General features: G+C 74.8%; 16 protein-coding genes, 1 pseudogene and 1 riboswitch. Of the genes and pseudogenes, 16 read left to right on the top strand and 1 reads right to left on the bottom strand.

What is annotated here, in order from left to right:
- Positions 1-79: 79 nt before the first annotated feature.
- Positions 80-781, bottom strand: a complete 702-nt coding sequence (locus ACFV46_RS29045; RefSeq protein WP_361931073.1) for a class II aldolase/adducin family protein — start codon at positions 779-781, stop codon at positions 80-82.
- A 142-nt stretch (positions 782-923) separates the two neighbouring features.
- Here ACFV46_RS29045 and ACFV46_RS29050 point away from each other — a divergent pair.
- The 16 genes and pseudogenes from ACFV46_RS29050 to cobC form a co-directional block, all read left to right on the top strand.
- Positions 924-1,532 (top strand): annotated as a pseudogene (locus tag ACFV46_RS29050) (lysozyme); the annotation flags it as partial.
- A 165-nt stretch (positions 1,533-1,697) separates the two neighbouring features.
- Positions 1,698-2,930, top strand: coding sequence for an inorganic phosphate transporter (locus ACFV46_RS29055; protein WP_361931079.1), 1,233 nt, complete (start codon positions 1,698-1,700; stop codon positions 2,928-2,930).
- 37 nt (positions 2,931-2,967) lie between these two features.
- Complete coding sequence (locus tag ACFV46_RS29060) at positions 2,968-3,189, top strand: hypothetical protein (protein ID WP_361931081.1); 222 nt, start codon at positions 2,968-2,970, stop codon at positions 3,187-3,189.
- Between the two features lie 106 nt (positions 3,190-3,295).
- Positions 3,296-3,439, top strand: a riboswitch (cobalamin riboswitch).
- Positions 3,440-3,537: 98 nt separating this feature from the next.
- Positions 3,538-4,497, top strand: coding sequence for a cobalamin biosynthesis protein (locus tag ACFV46_RS29065; RefSeq protein ID WP_361931083.1), 960 nt, complete (start codon positions 3,538-3,540; stop codon positions 4,495-4,497).
- Positions 4,494-6,002 carry a cobyric acid synthase gene (locus ACFV46_RS29070; RefSeq protein WP_361931086.1) on the top strand — a complete coding sequence of 503 codons (1,509 nt, stop codon included), beginning with the start codon at positions 4,494-4,496 and terminating at the stop codon, positions 6,000-6,002. Before ACFV46_RS29065 ends, ACFV46_RS29070 begins: the two co-directional genes overlap by 4 nt.
- On the top strand, positions 5,999-9,652 hold the full coding sequence (cobN, locus tag ACFV46_RS29075; RefSeq protein ID WP_385500435.1) for a cobaltochelatase subunit CobN: 3,654 nt from the start codon (positions 5,999-6,001) through the stop codon (positions 9,650-9,652). Before ACFV46_RS29070 ends, cobN begins: the two co-directional genes overlap by 4 nt.
- Positions 9,649-11,640 carry a putative cobaltochelatase gene (locus ACFV46_RS29080; RefSeq protein WP_385500436.1) on the top strand — a complete coding sequence of 664 codons (1,992 nt, stop codon included), beginning with the start codon at positions 9,649-9,651 and terminating at the stop codon, positions 11,638-11,640. Before cobN ends, ACFV46_RS29080 begins: the two co-directional genes overlap by 4 nt.
- Positions 11,640-12,239, top strand: coding sequence for a cob(I)yrinic acid a,c-diamide adenosyltransferase (gene cobO, locus ACFV46_RS29085; RefSeq protein ID WP_385500437.1), 600 nt, complete (start codon positions 11,640-11,642; stop codon positions 12,237-12,239). The genes ACFV46_RS29080 and cobO overlap by 1 nt, the downstream gene beginning before the upstream one ends.
- Positions 12,233-13,585 (top strand): cobyrinate a,c-diamide synthase, encoded by a 1,353-nt coding sequence (locus ACFV46_RS29090; protein ID WP_385500438.1) that lies wholly within the window; start codon positions 12,233-12,235, stop codon positions 13,583-13,585. Before cobO ends, ACFV46_RS29090 begins: the two co-directional genes overlap by 7 nt.
- The gene (gene cobI / locus ACFV46_RS29095; RefSeq protein WP_361931101.1) at positions 13,582-14,313 is read left to right on the top strand and encodes a precorrin-2 C(20)-methyltransferase; all 732 of its coding nucleotides are present in this window, start codon (positions 13,582-13,584) and stop codon (positions 14,311-14,313) included. Before ACFV46_RS29090 ends, cobI begins: the two co-directional genes overlap by 4 nt.
- A 39-nt stretch (positions 14,314-14,352) precedes the next feature.
- A complete protein-coding gene (gene cobM, locus ACFV46_RS29100) occupies positions 14,353-15,171 on the top strand; it encodes a precorrin-4 C(11)-methyltransferase (RefSeq protein WP_385500440.1) in 819 nt (272 codons plus the stop codon).
- Positions 15,168-16,406 carry a precorrin-6y C5,15-methyltransferase (decarboxylating) subunit CbiE gene (gene cbiE / locus ACFV46_RS29105; RefSeq protein ID WP_376727915.1) on the top strand — a complete coding sequence of 413 codons (1,239 nt, stop codon included), beginning with the start codon at positions 15,168-15,170 and terminating at the stop codon, positions 16,404-16,406. The genes cobM and cbiE overlap by 4 nt, the downstream gene beginning before the upstream one ends.
- A complete protein-coding gene (gene cobJ, locus ACFV46_RS29110; RefSeq protein ID WP_385500441.1) occupies positions 16,403-18,103 on the top strand; it encodes a precorrin-3B C(17)-methyltransferase in 1,701 nt (566 codons plus the stop codon). Before cbiE ends, cobJ begins: the two co-directional genes overlap by 4 nt.
- A complete protein-coding gene (locus tag ACFV46_RS29115; protein WP_385500442.1) occupies positions 18,100-18,699 on the top strand; it encodes a precorrin-8X methylmutase in 600 nt (199 codons plus the stop codon). Before cobJ ends, ACFV46_RS29115 begins: the two co-directional genes overlap by 4 nt.
- Positions 18,696-19,610, top strand: a complete 915-nt coding sequence (locus ACFV46_RS29120; protein WP_283290141.1) for a sirohydrochlorin chelatase — start codon at positions 18,696-18,698, stop codon at positions 19,608-19,610. The genes ACFV46_RS29115 and ACFV46_RS29120 overlap by 4 nt, the downstream gene beginning before the upstream one ends.
- Entirely contained in the window at positions 19,600-20,658 is a 1,059-nt protein-coding gene (gene cobC / locus ACFV46_RS29125; protein ID WP_376727918.1) for an Rv2231c family pyridoxal phosphate-dependent protein CobC, read from the top strand. Before ACFV46_RS29120 ends, cobC begins: the two co-directional genes overlap by 11 nt.
- Positions 20,659-20,674: the final 16 nt, after the last annotated feature.

The raw sequence follows: 20,674 nt of genomic DNA on the forward strand, positions 1-20,674 counted from the left end.
GGCGGCGGGGTGCCTGGAGCCGGGCAGGGGAAAGCGGCCGGGTGGCCATGAGGTGACCCAGGGTGCCGCCGACGGGCCGTCAGCCCCGCTGGCCGTACCCCTTCAGCCGGTTCCCCACCTCCGCGACCTGTTCCTCGGACAGGAGGGCCGGGGTCAGGCCCGGGACCGAGGACGCCGTGAGCCAGACGCGGCACATCCATTCCAGTTGGGCCGTGCGGTCGTACGCCTGGTCCAGGGTGGCGCCGTGGGCGACGGTGCCGTGGTTGCGCAGGAGGCAGGCGGTGCGGCCGGTGAGGGCCCGCAGCATGTTCTCGGCCAACTCCTCGGTGCCGTAGGTCGCGTAGGGGGCGACCCGGACGGGTCCGCCGAGGGCGGCGGCCATGTAGTGGATCAGCGGGAGCTCGGGCACCAGGGTCGAGACGGCCGTCGCGTGGACGGCGTGGGTGTGCACGACGGCGCGGGCGTCGGTGGCGCCGTAGACGGCGAGGTGCATGGGCAGCTCGCTGGTCGGCACCAGCGTGCCCAGCACCTGCCGGCCGTCGAGGGCGACGCCCGTGACGTCCTGGGCGGTGAGCCGGTCGTAGGGCACCCCGGAGGGCGTGACCAGCACCGTGTCCCCGACGCGCACCGAGACGTTCCCGGACGTGCCGACGACGAGTCCGTCGGCGACCGTCCGGCGGGCCGTCGCGACCAGGGACTCCCAGGCCGCCGCCTCCTCGGGCCGCACCGTGCGCCGGTACGGGACGTCGCCGTCCCCCTGCTCCCACCGTTCGTCAGCCATGCGGCGATCCTGCCAGGCGCGATGCGCGAAGGCGCCGGTGCGTGGGGGCACTTCAGGACGGAGGGGCGACCCCCGGGAGGGCGCATACCCGGACATACCGCCCACGTGACCGCTTGGCCGGGGATCGATCAGAGTTCAACGATCTTCGCACCAGAAGGACGTCGACTGGCCGGAGAGCCGGGCCAGGGGCGCCCGGTTCGTCTACGTCAAGGCCACCGAGTCGCACACCTACCGCAACCCGTACCACGCCCGGCAGTACGACGGCGCCCGAGCCGCCGGCCTGGTGCGCGGCGCCTACCACTTCGCCCTGCCCGACCGGTCCTCGGGCCGCGCGCAGGCGGCGTTCTTCGTGCGCAACGGAGGCGGCTGGCGGCCGGACGGCTGGACCCTGCCGCCCGCGCTCGACATCGAGTACAACCCGTACGGCTCGCACCAGTGCTACGGGCTGCGCAAGGCGGCGATGACCGCCTGGATCCGGGCGTTCAGCGACGAGGTGCGCCGGCTGACCGGCCGCCGCCCGGTGATCTACACCACCGCCCACTGGTGGAACACCTGCACCGGCGCCTCCCGCGCCTTCGCCGACCACCCTCTGTGGGTGGCCCGCTACGATGCACCGGACCCCGGAACGCTGCCGTCCGGATGGCGGACCTGGACCCTCTGGCAGTACGACAACGGCGGCAGCCTGCCGGGTGACCAGAATCTCTTCGACGGGTCCCTCACCCAGCTGAGGGCGTTCGCCCGCGGCGGGTGAACCGCGCCCCGCCCGCGCCCCGCCCGGGCACCCTGGACGGAGGGCTTCCGTTCATAGGGGAAACCCTCCCTGCCGGACACCGCGCGGCCCGCCCCAGTTCACCTTCCGTTCACTCAGGTTTCCTACGTTCATCGAGCCAATGACCTCGAACGATTGCCTGGGTAAATGGAAAACTTCTCGCTGATCCTCGCGATCGTGGTGGTAACCGCGCTCGCGTTCGATTTCACGAACGGTTTTCACGACACCGCCAACGCGATGGCCACGACCATCTCGACCGGTGCGCTCAAGCCCAAGGTCGCGGTGGCCATGTCCGCCGTGCTCAACCTTGTGGGCGCCTTCCTCTCGGTGGAGGTCGCCAACACGATCTCCAAGGGTCTCGTCGACGAGACCGGCATCCGTCCCGAGGTCATCTTCGCCGCGTTGGTCGGCGCGATCCTCTGGAACCTCCTCACCTGGCTGGTGGGCCTGCCCTCCAGCTCGTCGCACGCCCTGATGGGCGGCCTGATCGGCGCCACCATCGCCTCGGCGGGCGTCGGCGCCGTCCACGGCGACGTGCTCGTCACCAAGGTCCTCCTCCCGGCCGTCGCCGCCCCGATCGTCGCGGGCGTCGCGGCCCTGCTGGCCACGCGGCTCACGTACACCCTCGGCAAGAAGGCCGACGGCGAGGCCTCGAAGAAGGGCTACCGCGCCGGCCAGATCGCCTCCGCGGGCCTCGTCTCCCTCGCCCACGGCACCAACGACGCCCAGAAGACCATGGGCATCATCACCCTGGCCCTGGTCGCGGGCGGCGCCCTCGCCCCCGCGTCGGACCCGCCCACCTGGGTCATCCTCTCCGCCGGCCTGGCCATCGCGCTCGGCACCTACCTCGGCGGCTGGCGGATCATCCGCACCATGGGCAAGGGCCTCACCGACCTCCAGCCGCAGCAGGGCTTCGCCGCCCAGACCAGCGCCGCGACGGTCATCCTGGCCTCCTCCCACCTCGGCTTCTCCCTGTCCACCACGCACTCCGTCTCCGGCTCCGTGATGGGCGCCGGTCTCGGCCGCAAGGGCGGCGTGGTCCGCTGGTCCACGGCCACCCGGATGTTCGTCGCCTGGGCCCTGACCCTGCCGGCCGCCGCGCTGGTCGCCGCGCTCGCCGAGTACGTGACGGGCCTCGGCGGCTGGGGCACCGCCGCCGTCGCGGTCTTCCTGATCGCCTCCAGCTTCGCGATCTGGCGGATCTCCCGCCGCGAGGTCGTCGACCACACCAACGTCACCGCCGACGACGAACCGGCCGGTGTGGTCACCACCGCCATGGCCGCCGTCACCCCGCCTCCCACGGGCACGGTGACCGAAGACCTCTCCGTCACCCTCCCGGCACCGGCCCCCGGACCCGAGCCGACCAAGGCCGCCGTCTGACCCCCGGTCACCCCTCCCGGCAACACAAGGAAGCAGCATGAAGATCGACTGGGCGGCCCTCGGCTCCGTCTTCGGTGTCAGTCTCGTCGTCACGGTGGCCCTGGTGGCCCTGTTCACCCTCGGCATCGCCGGACTCTCGCGCCGCGAACGGGCGGTCGCGCAGGGCGACTCGGCGGCGCTCGCGGTCGCCGGCGCCTACGCGTGCTTCGCAGCGTGCACGGCGGCCGTGGCGTACGGCATCTACCTCATCGTGGCCTGACGTACGACGCGCGACTCCTGAGGTGCGTGACGGGACACCGTCGCGCACCTTCGGTGTGTGTGGGCCTGCGCACACTCTCCCGTCGCAGGTCACAGGCAAGTTGACGGCCGTCCCGACCCGTGGTGGACTTCCGGAGCCATCTACGGCGGCAGAAGAGGAAGCCGGTGCGAATCCGGCGCGGTCCCGCCACTGTCACCGGGGTAGTAACCCCCGGGAGCCAGGAACTCTCGCCGCCGGTCTCGTCGAACCAGGGCGTGGACACCCTGAGTGAGGACATCACGCGATGCTCGCCTGCCGATCGTCACGCAGTACCGGACCCCTGTCCGACGCCACCACCGGCTGACCCCCATGCGTGCCGAACGCGTCTTCGCGTACGGCGCCGCCGCCGGACTCCTCGGTGACCTGCTGCTCGGCGATCCACGCCGTGGGCATCCGGTCGCCGCGTTCGGACGTGCCGCGGGCGCCGTGGAACGGGTGTTGTGGCGCGACCACCGCGCCTGGGGTGTGCTGCACACCGCCGTGTGCGCCGGTGGCGCCGTGGCGGCCGCCGCGCTCGGCGCACGCGCCGTGCGCCCCTCCCCCGCCGCCTCCGTCGCCCTGACCGGCGCCGTCACCTGGGCCGTCGTCGGCGGCACCTCGCTCGCCCGGGAGGCCCGGACGATCGGACGTGCCCTGGAGGCCGGGGACGTCGAGACGGCGCGGGCGCGGCTGCCGCATCTGTGCGGCCGGGACCCGCAGGCGCTGGACGCCGACGGGATCGCCCGGGCCGTGGTGGAGTCCGTCGCCGAGAACACCTCGGACGCCGTGGTCGGCGCCCTGGTGTGGGGGGCCGTCGCCGGGGTGCCGGGCCTCGCCGGCTTCCGGGCCGTCAACACGCTCGACGCCATGGTCGGGCACCGCTCCCCCAAGTACCGCCGCTACGGCTGGGCTTCGGCCCGTCTCGACGACGTCGCCGGCTGGCCGGGGGCCCGGCTGACCGCCGCGCTGGCCGCCGTCGCCGGGGGCGACCCCCGGGGCGCCGTACGGGCCTGGCGTGCGGACGCGCACCGGCATCCCAGCCCCAACGCGGGCCCCGTGGAGGCGTCGTTCGCGGGCGCGCTCGGGGTGCGGCTCGGCGGGACGCTGTCGTACGGCGGGCGGGTGGAGCACCGGCCGGTGCTCAACGGCCCCGCCGGACGGGCCGTTCGGGTCACGGACATCGAGCGGGCCGTGCGGCTCTCGCAGCGGGTGGGGGTGCTGGCGCTGGGCGTGTGCGCCGGGACGCGGCTCCTGCTCGGGCGGCGCGCGGCGAGAGGAGGTGCCTCGTGAAGGGCGGGCTGCTCGTCGCCGGCACGACCTCCGACGCCGGCAAGAGCGTCGTCACCGCCGGGATCTGCCGCTGGCTGGTCCGGCAGGGGGTGAAGGTCGCGCCCTTCAAGGCGCAGAACATGTCGCTGAACTCGTTCGTCACCCGCGAGGGCGCCGAGATCGGGCGGGCGCAGGCCATGCAGGCGCAGGCGTGCCGGATCGAACCGACCGCGCACATGAACCCCGTCCTGCTGAAGCCGGGCGGGGACCAGAGCAGTCAGGTGGTGCTCCTGGGCAGGCCGGTCGGCGAGATGAGCGCGCGCGGCTACCACGGCGGACGGCAGCAGCGGCTGCTCGGCACCGTGCTGGACTCCCTCGCCGAGCTGCGGGCCTCGTACGACGCGGTGATCTGCGAGGGCGCCGGTTCGCCTGCCGAGATCAACCTGCGGCGCACGGACATCGTGAACATGGGGATCGCGCGCGGTGCCCGGCTGCCGGTGCTGGTCGTGGGCGACATCGACCGGGGCGGCGTCTTCGCCTCGTTCTTCGGGACGGTGGCGCTGCTGGCGCGCGAGGACCAGGAACTGGTCGCCGGGTTCCTCGTCAACAAGTTCCGCGGCGACGTCTCGCTCCTCGAACCCGGTCTGGACATGCTGCACGGCCTCACAGGACGGCGGACGTACGGTGTGCTGCCGTTCCGGCACGGTCTCGGCATCGACGAGGAGGACGGCCTGCGGGTGTCGCTGCGCGGGGCGGTGCGCGAGTCCGAGGTGGCCGCCCCGGTCGGCGAGGACGTGCTGCGGGTCGCCGTGTGCGCGGTGCCGCTGATGTCCAACTTCACCGACGTCGACGCGCTCGCCGCCGAACCGGGCGTCGTCGTGCGGTTCGTGGACCGGCCGGAGGAACTGGCCGACGCGGACCTGGTGGTGGTGCCCGGCACCCGGGGCACCGTCCGCGCCCTGGCGTGGCTGCGGGAGCGGGGGCTGGCCGGGGCCCTGGTGCGCCGGGCCGCCGAGGGCCGCCCGGTCCTAGGGATCTGCGGCGGCTTCCAGCTCCTCGGCGAGCACATCGAGGACGACGTCGAGAGCCGCGCCGGGCATGTCGACGGCCTCGGCCTGCTGCCCGTGCGGGTGCGGTTCGCCCGCGAGAAGACCCTGACCCGGCCCCGCGGTGAAGCGCTCGGCGAGCGGGTCGAGGGCTACGAGATCCATCACGGGGTCGCCGAGGTCCTGGCGGGTGAACCCTTCCTGGACGGCTGCCGGGTCGGTCAGACCTGGGGCACCCACTGGCACGGCTCGCTGGAGTCCGACGCCTTCCGGCGCGCCTTCCTGCGGGAGGTGGCGGCCGCCGCGGGCCGCCGCTTCGTGCCGGCGCCCGGCACCTCGTTCGCCGCGCTGCGCGAGGAGCAGCTCGACCGGCTCGGCGACCTCATCGAACAGCACGCGGACACGGACGCGCTGTGGCGGCTCATCGAGTCGGGCGCGCCGCCAGGACTGCCCTTCATCCCCCCGGGAGCGCCCGCATGAGCACAGTGTTGTTGCTGTCGACCGCCGACACGGACCTGCTGGCGGCACGCGCCGGCGACGCCGCGTACCGGATCGGCAACCCCACCCGCCTGGACGTCGCGTCCGAGCTGCCCGCGCTGATCGAGGGCGCCGACATCGCCGTCGTACGGCTGCTGGGCGGGAAGCGGGCCTGGGAGGACGGGCTCGCCGTGCTGAAGGCGTCGGGGGTGCCGACGGTGCTGCTGGGCGGTGAGTCCGTGCCGGACGCGGAGCTGATGGCCGAGTCGTCGGTGCCGGCCGGTGTGGTGGCGGAGGCGCTGAAGTACCTGGTGGCGGGCGGCCCCGCCAACCTCACCGAGCTGGCCCGCTTCCTGTCGGACACCGTGCTGCTGACGGGCGAGGGCTTCCTGGAGCCGCGCCCGATGCCGGAGTACGGCGTGCACGGCTCGCGTCCGCGGGTGGACGGCCGGCCGACGGTGGGCGTGCTCTTCTACCGGGCCCACCACCTCAGCGGCAACACCGCGTTCGTGGACACGCTGTGCGACGCGATCGAGGCCCGGGGCGCCAACGCGCTGCCCGTGTACTGCGGTTCGCTGCGCGGCGCGGACGCCGGGCTGTACGAGATCCTGGGCCGGGCGGACGCCCTGGTCGCGACCGTCCTCGCGGCGGGCGGCACCCATGCCTCGCAGGCGTCCGCGGGCGGCGACGAGGAGGCGTGGGACATCGGCCGGCTGGCCGAGCTGGACGTGCCGGTCCTGCAGGGGCTGTGCCTGACGTCCTCGCGGGCCGCCTGGGAGGAGTCCGACGCGGCCCTGTCCCCGATGGACGCGGCGATGCAGGTGGCGATCCCCGAGTTCGACGGGCGCCTGGTCACCGTGCCGTTCTCGTTCAAGGAGCAGGGCCCGGACGACGTGCCGGTGTACGTGGCCGACCCGGAGCGGGCGGCGCGCGTCGCGGGGATCGCCGTCCGGCACGCGCGGCTGCGGCACAAGCCGAACGCCGGGAAGAAGCTGGCGCTCGTCTTCACCGCCTACCCGACCAAGCACTCGCGGGTCGGCAACGCGGTCGGCCTGGACACGCCCGCCTCGGCGGTACGCGTGCTCGACGCGCTGTCCCGGGCGGGTTACGCGCTCACCGAGTACCCCGACAACGGCGATGAGTTGATCCACCGGCTCGTCGAGGCCGGCGGCCACGACGTCGAGTGGCTCACCGAGGAGCAGCTGGCGTCGGCGCCCGCGCGGGTGCCGCTCGCCGACTACCGGGAGTGGTTCGGCACGCTGGACGCGGACCTCAGGCAGGCCATGCTGGACGCGTGGGGCGAGCCGCCGGGCTCGCTGTACGTCGACGGCGACGACATCGTGCTGGCGTCGCTCCAGTTCGGGAACGTCGTGGTGATGATCCAGCCGCCGCGCGGCTTCGGCGAGAACCCGATCGCGATCTACCACGACCCGGACATGCCGCCCTCGCACCACTACCTGGCGGCCTACCGCTGGCTGGAGAACAGCTTCGGCGCCGACGCGATCGTCCACATGGGCAAGCACGGCACGATGGAGTGGCTGCCCGGCAAGGGGCTCGGGCTGAGCCGCGGCTGCGCCCCGGACGCCGTCCTCGGCGAACTGCCGCTGATCTACCCGTTCATCGTGAACGACCCCGGTGAGGGCACCCAGGCCAAGCGGCGCGGGCACGCCACCGTGGTCGACCACCTCGTCCCGCCGATGGCCCGCGCCGACACCTACGGCGACCTGGCCAAGCTGGAGCAGCTGCTGGACGAGTACGCGCTCGTCTCCGACCTGGACCCGGCCAAGGCCCCGGCGGTGCGCGCGCAGATCTGGACGCTGGTGAAGGCCGCCGAGCTCCACCACGACCTGCACGTCGACGAGCAGCCGGACGACGACGCGTTCGACGAGTTCGTCATGCACATCGACGGCTATCTGTGCGAGATCAAGGACGTGCAGATCCGCGACGGGCTGCACATCCTGGGCGGCGGTCCCGTGGGCGAGCCCCGGGTGAACCTGGTACTGGCGGTGCTGCGCGCGTCCCAGGTGTGGGGCGGGCAGGCGAACGCGCTTCCGGGGCTGCGGGCCTCGCTGGCCGCCCACTTCGGGCTGGTCGAGGCGGAGTTGCTGGCCGAGCCGGGGGCGCCGGTGAAGGTCCCGGCCGAGCTGACGGACCTGGTGGACGGCCCGGCGCGCACCGCGTCCGACGCGATCGACCTGCTGGAGCAGCTGTGCCGGCGGATCGCGGAGGGCCTGGAGGACCGGGACTGGGCGGTCGCCGAGAGCCGGGACGTGCTGCGGGCGGTCCTCGGCACCGAACTCCCGGACGCCCTGCGGGTGCTGGAGTTCGCCTGTACCGAGGTCGTGCCGCGGCTGGCCCGCACCACGGACGAGATCGGGCACATCCTCAAGGCGCTCGACGGCGGTTACGTCCCGGCGGGCCCGTCGGGCTCCCCGACCCGCGGTCTGGTCAACGTGCTGCCGACCGGCCGGAACTTCTACTCCGTCGACCCCAAGGCGATCCCGTCCCGGCTGAGCTGGGAGGTCGGGCAGTCGCTCGCCGACTCGCTGGTCCAGCGGTACCTCCAGGACACGGGTGAGTACCCGAAGTCGGTGGGCCTGACGGTGTGGGGCACCTCGGCCATGCGCACCCAGGGCGACGACATCGCGGAGATCCTGGCGCTGCTGGGCTGCCGCCCGGTGTGGGACGACGCCTCGCGCCGGGTGACCGGCTTCGAGGTGGTCGGCCTCGCGGAGCTGGGGCGGCCCCGCATCGACGTCACCGTCCGGATCTCCGGGTTCTTCCGGGACGCGTTCCCGCATGTCGTCGGTCTCATCGACGACGCCGTGCGCGCGGTCGCCGAGCTGGACGAGCCCGCCGAGCAGAACTTCGTGAAGGCGCACGCCGACGAGGACACCGCCGCGCACGGCGACCGGCGGCGGGCCACGGCCCGGGTCTTCGGTTCCAAGCCCGGCGCGTACGGCGCGGGACTGCTGCCGCTGATCGACGCCCGCAACTGGCGCTCGGACGCCGACCTCGCGGAGGTGTACGCGGTCTGGGGCGGCTACGCCTACGGGCGCGGCCTCGACGGGCGCGCCGCGCGCGGCGACATGGAGACGGCGTTCAAGCGGATCGCGGTCGCCGCGAAGAACGTCGACACCCGCGAGCACGACCTCGTGGACGCCGACGACTACTTCCAGTACCACGGCGGCATGGTCGCGATGGTGCGGCATCTGACGGGCAGCAGCCCCGAGGCCTACGTGGGCGACTCGGCCACCCCCGACCAGGTGCGCACTCGCACGCTCGGCGAGGAGACCCACCGGGTCTTCCGCGCCCGGGTGGTCAATCCGCGCTGGATGGCGGCCATGCGCCGGCACGGCTACAAGGGCGCCTTCGAGATGGCGGCGACCGTCGACTACCTCTTCGGTTACGACGCGACGGCCGGCGTGGTCGACGACTGGATGTACGAGAAGCTCAGCTCCGCCTACGTCTTCGACGCGGAGAACCGGGACTTCATGAGGAAGTCCAACCCGTGGGCGCTGCGCGGCATCACCGAGCGGCTGCTGGAGGCGGCCGACCGCGGTCTGTGGGCCGAGCCGGACGCGGAGACGCTGGAGCGGCTGCGGGCCACCTATCTGGAGCTCGAAGGCGATCTGGAGGGCGACGAGAAGTGACGACCCCCTTTCCTTTCACGGCCGTCGTCGGCCAGGACGACCTGCGGCTCGCGCTGCTGCTGAACGCCGTGTCACCGGCGGTCGGCGGGGTGCTGGTGCGCGGTGAGAAGGGCACGGCCAAGTCGACGGCCGTCCGGGCACTGTCGGCGCTGCTGCCCGCGGTGCCGGTGGTCGCCGGGTGCCGGTTCTCGTGCGATCCGGCCGCTCCCGACCCGGGCTGCCCGGACGGGCCGCACGAGGACACCGCCGGCACGTTGCGGCCGGCCCGCATGGTGGAGCTGCCGGTCGGTGCCTCCGAGGACCGGCTGGTCGGCGCCCTGGACATCGAGCGGGCGCTCGCCGAGGGCGTCAAGGCGTTCGAGCCGGGCCTGCTCGCCGACGCCCACCGCGGCATCCTCTACGTCGACGAGGTGAACCTCCTCCACGACCACCTGGTCGATCTGCTGCTGGACGCGGCGGCCATGGGCGCGTCGTACGTGGAGCGCGAGGGTGTCTCCGTGCGGCACGCCTCGAGGTTCCTGCTCGTCGGCACCATGAACCCCGAGGAGGGTGAGCTGCGGCCGCAGTTGCTGGACCGGTTCGGGCTGACCGTCGAGGTCGCGGCGTCCCGGGAGCCGGACCAGCGGGTCGAGGTCGTCCGCCGGCGCCTGGCGTACGACGACGACCCGGCCGGTTTCGCGGCCCGCTGGGCGGACGAGGAGTCCGCGGTCCGGCAACGGATCGTCGCGGCGCGGGAGTTGCTGCCTTCGGTGCGGCTCGGCGACGGCGCGCTGCGGCAGATCGCGGCGACCTGTGCCGCGTTCGAGGTGGACGGGATGCGCGCCGACATCGTGATGGCCCGTACGGCCACCGCGCTGGCCGCGTGGGCCGGGCGCACCGATGTGCTCGCCGAGGACGTCCGGCAGGCGGCGCTGCTCGCGCTGCCGCACCGCAGGCGCCGCAACCCCTTCGACGCACCCGGCCTGGACGAGGACAAGCTGGACGAGACGCTGGAGGAGTTCGGCGGACCGGACGACGACCCCGACCCCGACCCGGACCCCGGTCCGGACGGGCCCGGCGGAGGCGGCGGACAGCCGGACCCCGGCGACGCGCCCCAGGGCGACGGGGACACCGCGGCTCGCCCCGAGACCGGCGAGAACGGGCAGCCGCACCCCGGCGAGCAGGCGCCCGCACGGGCCTCCGAGCCCTTCCGCACCAAGGTGCTGAGCGTGCCCGGCATCGGTGAGGGCGCCGCCGGACGGCGGTCCCGGGCGCGGACCGAGCACGGGCGGACGACGGGGGCCCGGCACCCCCGGGGCACGCTCACCAAGCTGCACCTGGCGGCGACCGTGCGGGCGGCGGCCCCTCATCAGCGGGCGCGCGGACGGTCCGGTACCGGCCTGGTCGTACGCCGGGACGATCTGCGCCAGGCCACCCGCGAGGGCCGTGAGGGCAACCTCGTGCTGTTCGTCGTGGACGCCTCCGGGTCGATGGCGGCACGGCAGCGCATGGGTGCCGTGAAGGGCGCCGTGCTGTCGCTGCTGCTGGACGCCTACCAGCGGCGGGACAAGGTGGGGCTGGTGACGTTCCGGGGGTCGGCCGCCGAGGTCGCCCTGCCGCCGACCTCGTCGGTGGACGCCGCCGCGGCCCGGCTGGAGACGTTGCCGACCGGCGGGCGCACCCCGCTCGCCGCGGGGCTGCTGCGGGCCCACGAGGTGCTGCGGGTGGAGCGGCTGCGCGATCCCGCGCGCCGGCCGCTGGTGGTGCTGGTGACGGACGGGCGGGCCACCGGCGGTCCCGAGCCGGTCGCGCTGGCCGGGCGCGCGGCGCGGCTGTTCGCCGCCGACGGGGTCGCCTCGGTCGTCGTGGACTGCGAGTCGGGGCCCGTGCGGCTCGGGCTCGCCGGGCGGCTCGCGGCCGAACTGGGCGGTACGGCGGTGACGTTGGACGAGCTGCGCGCGGACAGCATCGCCGGACTGGTGAAGGACGTGCAGAGGAGGGCCGCGTAATGCCGCAGGGACAGCCGAGTGTGGTGCCGGACGACGGACTGACGACCCGTCAGCGGCGCAACCGGCCGCTGGTGATCGTGCACACGGGCGTCGGCAAGGGAAAGTCGACCGCGGCCTTCGGGCTGGCGCTGCGCGCCTGGAACCAGGGATGGCCCATCGGGGTGTTCCAGTTCGTGAAGTCGGCCAAGTGGAAGGTCGGCGAGGAGAACGCGCTGCGGGTGCTGGGTGCCTCGGGCCAGGGCGGCACCGTGGACTGGCACAAGATGGGCGAGGGCTGGTCCTGGGTCCAGCGCGACGCGCAGCTCGACAACGAGGAGAAGGCCCGCGAGGGCTGGGAGCAGGTCAAGCGGGACCTCGCCGCCGAGACGTACAAGCTGTACGTGCTGGACGAGTTCGCCTATCCGCTGCACTGGGGGTGGGTCGACACCGACGAGGTGGTGGAGGTGCTGCGCGCCCGGCCCGGCACCCAGCACGTCGTGATCACCGGACGGAACGCGCCGGAGAAGCTGGTCGCGTACGCCGACCTGGTGACCGACATGTCCAAGGTGAAGCATCCGATGGACGTGGGCCAGAAGGGCCAGAGGGGCATCGAGTGGTGAGCCCGTCCGTCCCCCGGCTGGTCGTCGCCGCGCCCTCCTCGGGCAGCGGCAAGACCACCGTCGCCACCGGGCTGATGGCCGCGTTCGCCGCGCGGGGACTCGCCGTGTCCCCGCACAAGGTGGGCCCGGACTACATCGACCCCGGCTACCACGCGCTCGCCACCGGGCGGGTCGGCCGCAACCTCGACGCCTACCTGTGCGGGCCGGACCTCATCGGCCCGCTGTTCCGGCACGGGGCGCGCGGCTGCGACCTCGCCGTGGTCGAGGGCGTGATGGGGCTGTTCGACGGGGCCGCCGGCGAGGGCGAGCTGGCGTCCACGGCACAGGTGGCGAAGCTGCTGCGGGCGCCGGTGGTGCTGGTCGTGGACGCGTCCTCGCAGTCCCGCTCGGTGGCGGCGCTCGTGCACGGGTTCGCGTCCTGGGACCCGGAGGTGCGGATCGGCGGCGTGATCCTCAACAAGGTCGCCTCCGACCGGCACGAGGAGCTGCTGCGGGAGGCGCTGGACTCGGCGGGCGTGCCGGTGCTGGGCGTGCTGCGGCGGGCCGCGCAGGTGGACACGCCGTCCCGGCACCTGGGGCTGGTCCCGGCCGCGGAACGGCACACCGACGCGGTGGAGGCCGTGGCGGCGATGGGGGCGCAGGTCGCGGCGGGGTGCGATCTGGACGCCCTGCTGGCGCTGGCGCGCGGCGCCGGGCACCTGGCGTGCGACGCCTGGCGACCCCCGGCCGAGACGCCGGACGGGCGGACGGTCGTCGCGATGGCCGGCGGTCCCGCGTTCACGTTCTCCTACGCGGAGCACGCCGAACTGCTCACCGCCGCCGGCGCCGACGTCGTCCCCTTCGATCCGCTGCGGGACGCGTGCCTGCCGGACGGCACGGCGGGGCTGGTGATCGGGGGCGGGTTCCCCGAGGTGTACGCCGCCGAGCTGTCCGCCAACGAGCCGCTGCGCAAGGCCGTCGCGGACCTGGCGGCGAGCGGCGCCCCGGTGGCCGCCGAGTGCGCGGGGCTGCTGTACCTGTGCCGTGAGCTGGACGGGCTGCCCATGTGCGGGGTGCTGGACGCCACGGCCCGGATGACCGAACGGCTCACGCTCGGCTACCGGGACGCCGTCGCCGTCGGCGACAGCGCGCTGGCCGCCGCGGGCACGCGGACGCGGGCCCACGAATTCCACCGGACCGTCGTCGAGCCGGGCGCGGGAGCGGCTCCCGCCTGGGGGGTGCGCACGCCAGCGCGACGCCTCGAGGGGTTCGTACAGGGGGGCGTGCACGCGAGTTATCTGCACACGCACTGGGCCGCCGCACCGGATGTGGCCCGTCGGTTCGTCGAGAGGTGCCGGACGTCATGAGCAGCAGGCTGATCGGAGTCGGGGTGGGCCCCGGCGACCCGGAGCTGGTGACCGTCAAGGGCGTCAACGCGCTGCGCGCCGCCGACGTGGTCGTCGTGCCCGTCATGGACAGCGGGGAGCGGGGGCGCGCCGAGGCGACCGTGCTGCACTACGTGCCGGAGGAGAAGGTCGTCCGGGTGGTGTTCGCGCTGAACGAGCGCACGGACCGGACGCGGCGGGAGGCCGCCTGGGACGCGGCCGGTGAGCGGGTCGCCGGGCTGCTCGCCGCCCACGCGGCCGTCGCCTTCGCCACCATCGGCGACCCCAACGTGTACTCGACGTTCACCTATCTCGCGCAGACGATCGTCACGGCGGTGCCGGGCACCGTCGTCGAGACGGTCCCGGGCATCACCGCCATGCAGGACCTCGCGGCGCGCTCCGGCGCCGTCCTGACCGAGGGGACCGAGCCGCTGACGCTGGTGCCGGTCACGGCCGGGTCCGCGGTGCTCAAGGAGGCGCTGGCCGGGCCCGGCACGGTCGTCGCGTACAAGTTCGGGCGGCAGGCGCGCGAGGTCGCCGAGGCGCTGCGCGAGAGCGGGCGCGCGGACGGCGCGGTGTGGGGGTCTGCGCTGGGACTGCCGGAGGAGTCGATCCGCCCGGCCGCCGACCTCGACGACGCCCCGCTGCCCTATCTGTCGACGCTCATCGCACCGGCCCGCCGCGACGGCGGCCGCGGCGGAAAGCTCTGAACCTCCCCGTTCGTGACACCCCTTGAGAGGACCCCACCCATGGCCGATGCCCGAACCGGCAAGGTGACCTTCGTCGGTGCCGGCCCCGGCGCCGCCGATCTGCTGACGTTCCGTGCCGCGCGCGCCATCGCCGAGGCCGACGTGGTGATCTGGGCGGCGAGCCTGGTCCAGGCGGAGGTCCTCCAGCACGCCCGCGAGGACGCCGAGGTGCTGGACTCGGCGGCCCTGTCCCTGGAGGACGTCGTCGCCGTCTACGAACGGGCCCGCGACGAGGGCCTGAAGGTCGCCCGCATCCACTCCGGGGACCCTGCCCTGTGGGGCGGCACGCAGGAGCAGCTGGACCGGTGCGCCGCGCTCGGCCTCGCGACGGAGGTGGTGCCGGGCGTCTCGGCGTTCTCCGCCGTGGCGGCCATCGCCCAGCGGGAGTTGACGATCCCCGAGGTCGCCCAGTCCGTGGTGCTCACCCGGCTCGGCGGCGGCAAGACGCCCATGCCGCCCGGCGAGGAGGTGCGCGAGTTCGCCCGGCACGGCACGACCATGGCGATCTTCCTGTCGGCCGCCCGCAGCGGGCAGCTGGTGCGGGAGCTGCTGGAGGGCGGGTACCCGACCTCCACGCCGGTCGTCGTCGCCTACCAGGCGACCTGGCCGGAGGAGCTGATCGTGCGGTGCACGATCGGCACGCTGGAGGAGACGGTCAAGGAGCACAGGCTCTGGAAGCACACGCTCTTCCTGGTCGGCCCCGCCCTGGAGGCCCACGGCACGCGCTCGCACCTGTACCACCCGGGCCACTTCCACGGGTACCGCAAGGCCGACCCGGCGGCCCGCCGGGCGCTGCGCGAGCGAGGGGCCAGTACATGATCACGGTCGTCGGCACGGGGACGGGGGCGCCGCCGCCCGAGGACGTCCTGGCCGGTGCCGAGCTGGTGGTCGGCGGACGGCGCCACCTCGAGGCCGTACGGCTGCCCGGCTCGGCGGAGCGGGTCGTGCTCGGTCCGCTCGCGCCGGCGTTGGACACCATGGCCGCGTACGTCGAGAAGGAGCGCCGCGTGGTCGTGCTGGCCTCCGGTGATCCGGGGTTCTTCGGGATCGCGCGGGCGCTGGCGGAGCGGTTCGGGCCGGAGCGTCTGGACGTGCGGCCGGGGGTGTCCTCGGTGGCGTCGGCGTTCGCGCGGGCCGGGCTGACCTGGGACGACGCGGTCGTCGTCAGCGCGCACGGGCGGGACGCGCGGACGGCCGTGCACGTCTGCCGGGCGCATCCCAAGGTGGCCGTGCTGACCGGGCCCGGCGCCGGGCCCGCCGAACTGGGGGCGGCGCTGGCCCGCGCGGAGGTGGACCGCACGCTCGTCGTCGCCTCGGCACTGGGGTCCGGGGAGGAGCGCGTCGAGCGGGTGAGCCCCGCCGGGGCCGCCGCCCGGGACTGGGGTGCGGCCGTCAACGTCGTCCTGTGCCTCAAGGGCTCCGCTGTCCCGGGTGCCGCGCGCACGGTCGCCGGGCCGGGCCGGGGTCCCGCCTCCTGGGCGCTGCCCGAGGACGCGTTCACGCACCGGGACTCGATGATCACGAAGTTCGAGGTGCGGGCGCTCGCGCTGGCCCGGCTCGGGCCCCGGCTCGGCGATCTCGTGTGGGACGTCGGCGCGGGTTCCGGGTCGGTGGCCGTGGAGTGCGCGCGGCTCGGGGCCGCCGTCACCGCCGTCGAGAAGACGGCGGACGGTGTCGCCCGGGTCCGGGACAACGCGGCCGCGCACGGGGTGGACGTCCACGTGGTGCACGGGACGGCCCCGGAGGCCCTGTCCCGACTGGACGACCCGGACGCGGTGTTCGTGGGCGGTGGGGGGCGGGAGCTGCCCGCCGTCGTCGGCGCGTGCGCGCGCCGGGCGCGGCGCACGGTCGTGGTCGCCATGGCCGCGCTGGACCGGGTGCCGGCCGCGCGGTCGGCGCTCACCGGCGCCGGATTCACCTGCGACGGGGTGCTGTTGCAGTCGTCGCGGCTGGCGCCGCTGCCGGGGGACGTGACCCGGCTGGCGGCCGCCAACCCGGTCTTTTTGTTGTGGGGCGTCCGAAGCCCCGTGGACGGCAAGGGAGTTGCTCAGTGATCGGCCTGATTTCCGCCACCGCGGCGGGGGCGGCGGCGCGGGACCGGCTGGCCGCGGCCTGGCCGGACCGCACGCGCGTGTACGACGGGCCCGTCGGGGACGCCGTGCGGCGGGCGTTCGGGGAGTGCGGGCAGCTGGTGTGCTTCCTGGCGACGGGCGCGGTCGTGCGGCTGATCGCCCCGCTGCTGGACGACAAGACCGCCGACCCCGGTGTGGTGTGCGTCGACGAGGGCGGGCGCTTCGCCGTGGCGCTGACCGGCGGGCACGGCGGCGGCGCCAACGAACTCGCGGCCGAGGTCGGCGAGTTGCTCGGTGCGCAGCCCGTGGTGACGACGGCCACCGACGCGGTGGGGCTGCCCGGTCTCGACACGCTCGGCCTTCCGGTCGAGGGCGATGTCGCCGGGGTGTCCCGGGCCCTGCTCGACGGGGAGCCGGTGGCGCTGCGCGCCGAGGTGTCCTGGCCGCTGCCGCCGCTGCCCGCCGGCGCCGAGGGGGCGTACACGATCCGGGTGACGGACGGGCTCGTGGAGGCGTCGGACCGCGAGGCCGTGCTGCGTCCGCCGACCCTGGTCGTCGGGGTCGGGGCCTCGCGGGGCGCCCCCGCCGACGAGGTGCTGTCTCTCGTCGGGGACGCCCTGCGTGACGCCGGGCTGTCCGCCGCGTCCGTGGCGGAGCTCGCCACCGTCGACGCGAAGGCCGGCGAGCCCGGCATCGTGGAGGCCGCCGCCCGCCTCGGCGTCCCGCTCGTCACGCACACCCCGGAGCGGCTGGCCGCCGTCCCGGTCCCCCACCCGTCCGACGCGCCGCTGGCCGCCGTCGGCACCCCCTCGGTCGCCGAGGCCGCCGCCCTGGTGGGAGGCGGCGACCTGCTCGTACCGAAGCGGAAGTCCCAACGGGCCGACGGGAGCCCGGCGATGGCCACCTGTGCGGTGGCCCGGCGGCCGGGGCGCGGCCGGCTCGCGGTCGTGGGCCTCGGGCCCGGCGCCCGCGATCTGCTGACCCCGCGCGCGAAGGAGGAGCTTCGGCGGGCCTCGGTGCTCGTCGGTCTCGACCAGTACGTCGACCAGATCCGCGATCTGCTGCGGCCCGGCACACGGGTGCTGGAGTCCGGGCTCGGCGCGGAGGAGGAGCGGGCGCGGACGGCGGTCGCCGAGGCCCGCGAGGGGCATGCCGTCGCCCTCATCGGCAGCGGTGACGCCGGCGTGTACGCCATGGCCTCCCCCGCGCTGGCCGAGGCGTCCGACGACATCGACGTGGTCGGCGTGCCCGGGGTGACGGCGGCCCTCGCGGCGGCGGCCGTCCTCGGCGCCCCGCTCGGCCACGACCATGTGTCGATCAGCCTGTCCGACCTGCACACCCCGTGGGAGGTCATCGAGCGGCGGGTGCGGGCCGCCGCCGAGGCGGACCTCGTCGTCACCTTCTACAACCCCCGCTCGCGGGGCCGGAACTGGCAGCTCCCCGAGGCGCTCGCGATCCTCGCGAAGCACCGCGCGCCCACCACGCCGGTCGGCGTCGTCCGCAACGCGTCCCGGCCCGACGAGTCCGCCCGGCTCACCACGCTCGGCGGACTCGACCCGGCGACGGTCGACATGATGACGGTCGTCACCGTCGGCAACACCGCCTCCCGGGAGGTCGCCGGACGCATGGTGACCCCGCGCGGCTACCGCTGGCAGAACGCCCAGGAGGTGCCGAGGTGAACCGTGTCGTCCACCCCATCGAGGAGGAGTCCTACCGGCGGATGCGCGCCCGGCTGGACACCTCGCACCTGCCGCCGCTGACCCGGGCCGTCGTCGAGCGGGTCGTGCACTCCGCCGCCGACCTCGGCTACGCCGACGACCTCGTCCTGGAGGAACGGACTCTGGAGCGGGGACACGCGGCGCTGCACGCAGGGGCGCCCGTCGTCGTGGACGTCGAGATGGTCGCGGCCGGGATCACCCGACGGGAGACCGTCTGCCGGATCAGGGACGCCCGGTCCGGGCCCGGGCTGACCCGGTCCGCGCACGCCGTCCGGCTGGCGTACGAGCAGGTCGGCCCCGGCGCACTCTGGGTGATCGGCAACGCGCCCACCGCGCTGGAGGAGCTGCTCACCCTCGACGCCCGGCCCGCGCTCGTCATCGGCCTGCCCGTCGGGTTCGTCGGCGCGGTCGAGTCCAAGGCCGCGCTGCGCGCGAGCGGGCTGCCCGCCGTCAGCAACGTGTCCGAGAAGGGCGGTTCGGCGGTCGCCTCGGCCGCGCTCAACGCCCTGCTGTACCACCCCGTTCCACCTTCCCCTTCGTCCGAGGAGACATCGTGACCCCCTCCCCGCCCGCCCTGCTCATCGCCGGCCACGGCACCCGGGACGAGGCCGGAGCCGAGGCGTTCCGCGCCTTCGTCCGGGAGCTCGGGGACCGGCACCCCGGACTGCCCGTCGCGGGCGGCTTCATCGAGCTGTCCCCGCCGCCGCTGGGCGACGCGGTCGCCGGCCTCGTCGAGCGGGGGGTGCGGCGGTTCGCCGCCGTGCCGCTGATGCTGGTGTCCGCCGGGCACGCCAAGGGCGACATCCCGGCGGCGCTGGCCCGCGAGAAGGAACGGCATCCCGGGATCACGTACACCTACGGCCGTCCGCTCGGCCCGCATCCGTCGCTGCTGCGGGTCCTGGAGCGGCGGCTCGACGAGGCGCTGGGCTCGGCGGACGACCGCGCGGACGTCACCGTGCTGCTGGTGGGGCGCGGCTCCACCGACCCGGACGCCAACGCCGAGGTGCACAAGGCGGCCCGGCTGCTGTGGGAGGGGCGCGGCTACGCCGGGGTGGAGACGGCGTTCGTGTCGCTGGCCGCGCCGGACGTGCCGGCCGGACTGGACCGCTGCGCGCGGCTCGGGGCGCGCCGGATCGTCGTACTGCCCTACTTCCTGTTCACCGGGATCCTGCCGGACCGGGTGCGGCGGCAGACGGAGGAGTGGGCGGCGGCGCACCCGGAGACCGAGGTCCGCTCGGCGGACGTCATCGGTCCGGAGCCGGAGCTGCTCGACCTGGTGTGGGAGCGGTACGAGGAGGCGGTGCGGGGGGATCTGCGGATGAACTGCGACTCGTGCGTGTACCGGATCGCGCTGCCGGGGTTCGAGGACAAGGTGGGCCTGCCGCAGCAGCCGCACTTCCACCCGGATGACGACGGGCACCACCACGGGCACGGGCATCACCACGGCGGACACGCGCATGCGCACTGAGGGCGGGCACGATCTGCGGCACCACGGCGACGCCGAGGTCCGCGACGACGGGTCGGCGCTGACCGACCTCGCGGTGAACGTCCGGACCGACACCCCGCCGGCCTGGCTGCGGGAGCGGATCGCCGGGACGCTGGGCTCGCTCGCCGCCTACCCGGACGGGCGGGCCGCGCGGGCGGCGGTGGCGGCCCGGCACGGGCTGCCTCCTGAGCGGGTGCTGCTGACGGCGGGGGCTGCGGAGGCGTTCGTGCTGCTGGCCCGTGCGCTGAAGGTGAGCCGGCCGGTCGTGGTGCACCCCCAGTTCACGGAGCCGGAGGCGGCGCTCGTGGACGCCGGGCACACCGTCGGCCGGGTGCTGCTGCGGGCGGAGGACGGCTTCCGGCTCGACCCGGCGGCCGTCCCGGAGGACGCCGACCTGGTGGTGATCGGCAACCCGACGAACCCGACGTCGGTGCTGCACCCGGCGGACACGATCGCCGCGCTCGCCCGGCCGGGACGGACGCTGGTCGTGGACGAGGCGTTCATGGACGTGGTGCCGGGCGAGCGGGAGGCCCTGGCGGGGCGGACCGACGTGCCGGGCCTGGTGGTGCTGCGCAGCCTGACGAAGACGTGGGGGCTCGCGGGGCTGCGGATCGGCTATGTCCTCGCCGCCCCGGAGACCGTGGCCGCGCTGGAGCGGGCCCAGCCGCTGTGGCCGGTGTCCACACCGGCGCTGGCGGCCGCCGAGGCGTGCGTGTCGCCGCGCGCCCTGGCGGAGGCGGCGGAGGCGGCCGACCGCGTCACCGCCGACCGGGCCCATCTGGTCGCGGGTCTCGAGGCGTTCTCCCCGGCCGGCCTGCGCGTGACCGGCCCGGCCGCCGCCTCCTTCGTCCTCGTACGACTGCCGGGCGCGGCGACGATCCGCCACGAGCTGCGCGCCCTCGGCTACGCGGTCCGCCGCGGCGACACGTTCCCCGGCCTGGACGGGGAGTGGCTGCGCCTGGCGGTCCGGGACCGCGCCGTGACGGACGGCTTCCTCCACGCCCTGCACCGCGCGCTGCCGCTTCCCTGACACGGGGCCGGCCGGG

It is taken from the genome of Streptomyces sp. NPDC059852 (assembly GCF_042731455.1).
In the GTDB taxonomy this organism is placed as follows: Bacteria; Actinomycetota; Actinomycetes; order Streptomycetales; family Streptomycetaceae; genus Streptomyces.

Bases quoted from the DNA above. Each gene is read 5' to 3' on its own strand.
- ACFV46_RS29065 (WP_361931083.1), top strand. From the start codon at position 3,538: ATGCGTGCCGAACGCGTCTTCGCGTACGGCGCCGCCGCCGGACTCCTC.
- cbiE (WP_376727915.1), top strand. From the start codon at position 15,168: ATGATCACGGTCGTCGGCACGGGGACGGGGGCGCCGCCGCCCGAGGAC.
- cobN (WP_385500435.1), top strand. From the start codon at position 5,999: ATGAGCACAGTGTTGTTGCTGTCGACCGCCGACACGGACCTGCTGGCG.
- ACFV46_RS29060 (WP_361931081.1), top strand. From the start codon at position 2,968: ATGAAGATCGACTGGGCGGCCCTCGGCTCCGTCTTCGGTGTCAGTCTC.
- cobO (WP_385500437.1), top strand. From the start codon at position 11,640: ATGCCGCAGGGACAGCCGAGTGTGGTGCCGGACGACGGACTGACGACC.
- cobM (WP_385500440.1), top strand. From the start codon at position 14,353: ATGGCCGATGCCCGAACCGGCAAGGTGACCTTCGTCGGTGCCGGCCCC.
- ACFV46_RS29045 (WP_361931073.1), bottom strand. From the start codon at position 781: ATGGCTGACGAACGGTGGGAGCAGGGGGACGGCGACGTCCCGTACCGG.
- cobI (WP_361931101.1), top strand. From the start codon at position 13,582: ATGAGCAGCAGGCTGATCGGAGTCGGGGTGGGCCCCGGCGACCCGGAG.
- cobC (WP_376727918.1), top strand. From the start codon at position 19,600: ATGCGCACTGAGGGCGGGCACGATCTGCGGCACCACGGCGACGCCGAG.
- ACFV46_RS29055 (WP_361931079.1), top strand. From the start codon at position 1,698: ATGGAAAACTTCTCGCTGATCCTCGCGATCGTGGTGGTAACCGCGCTC.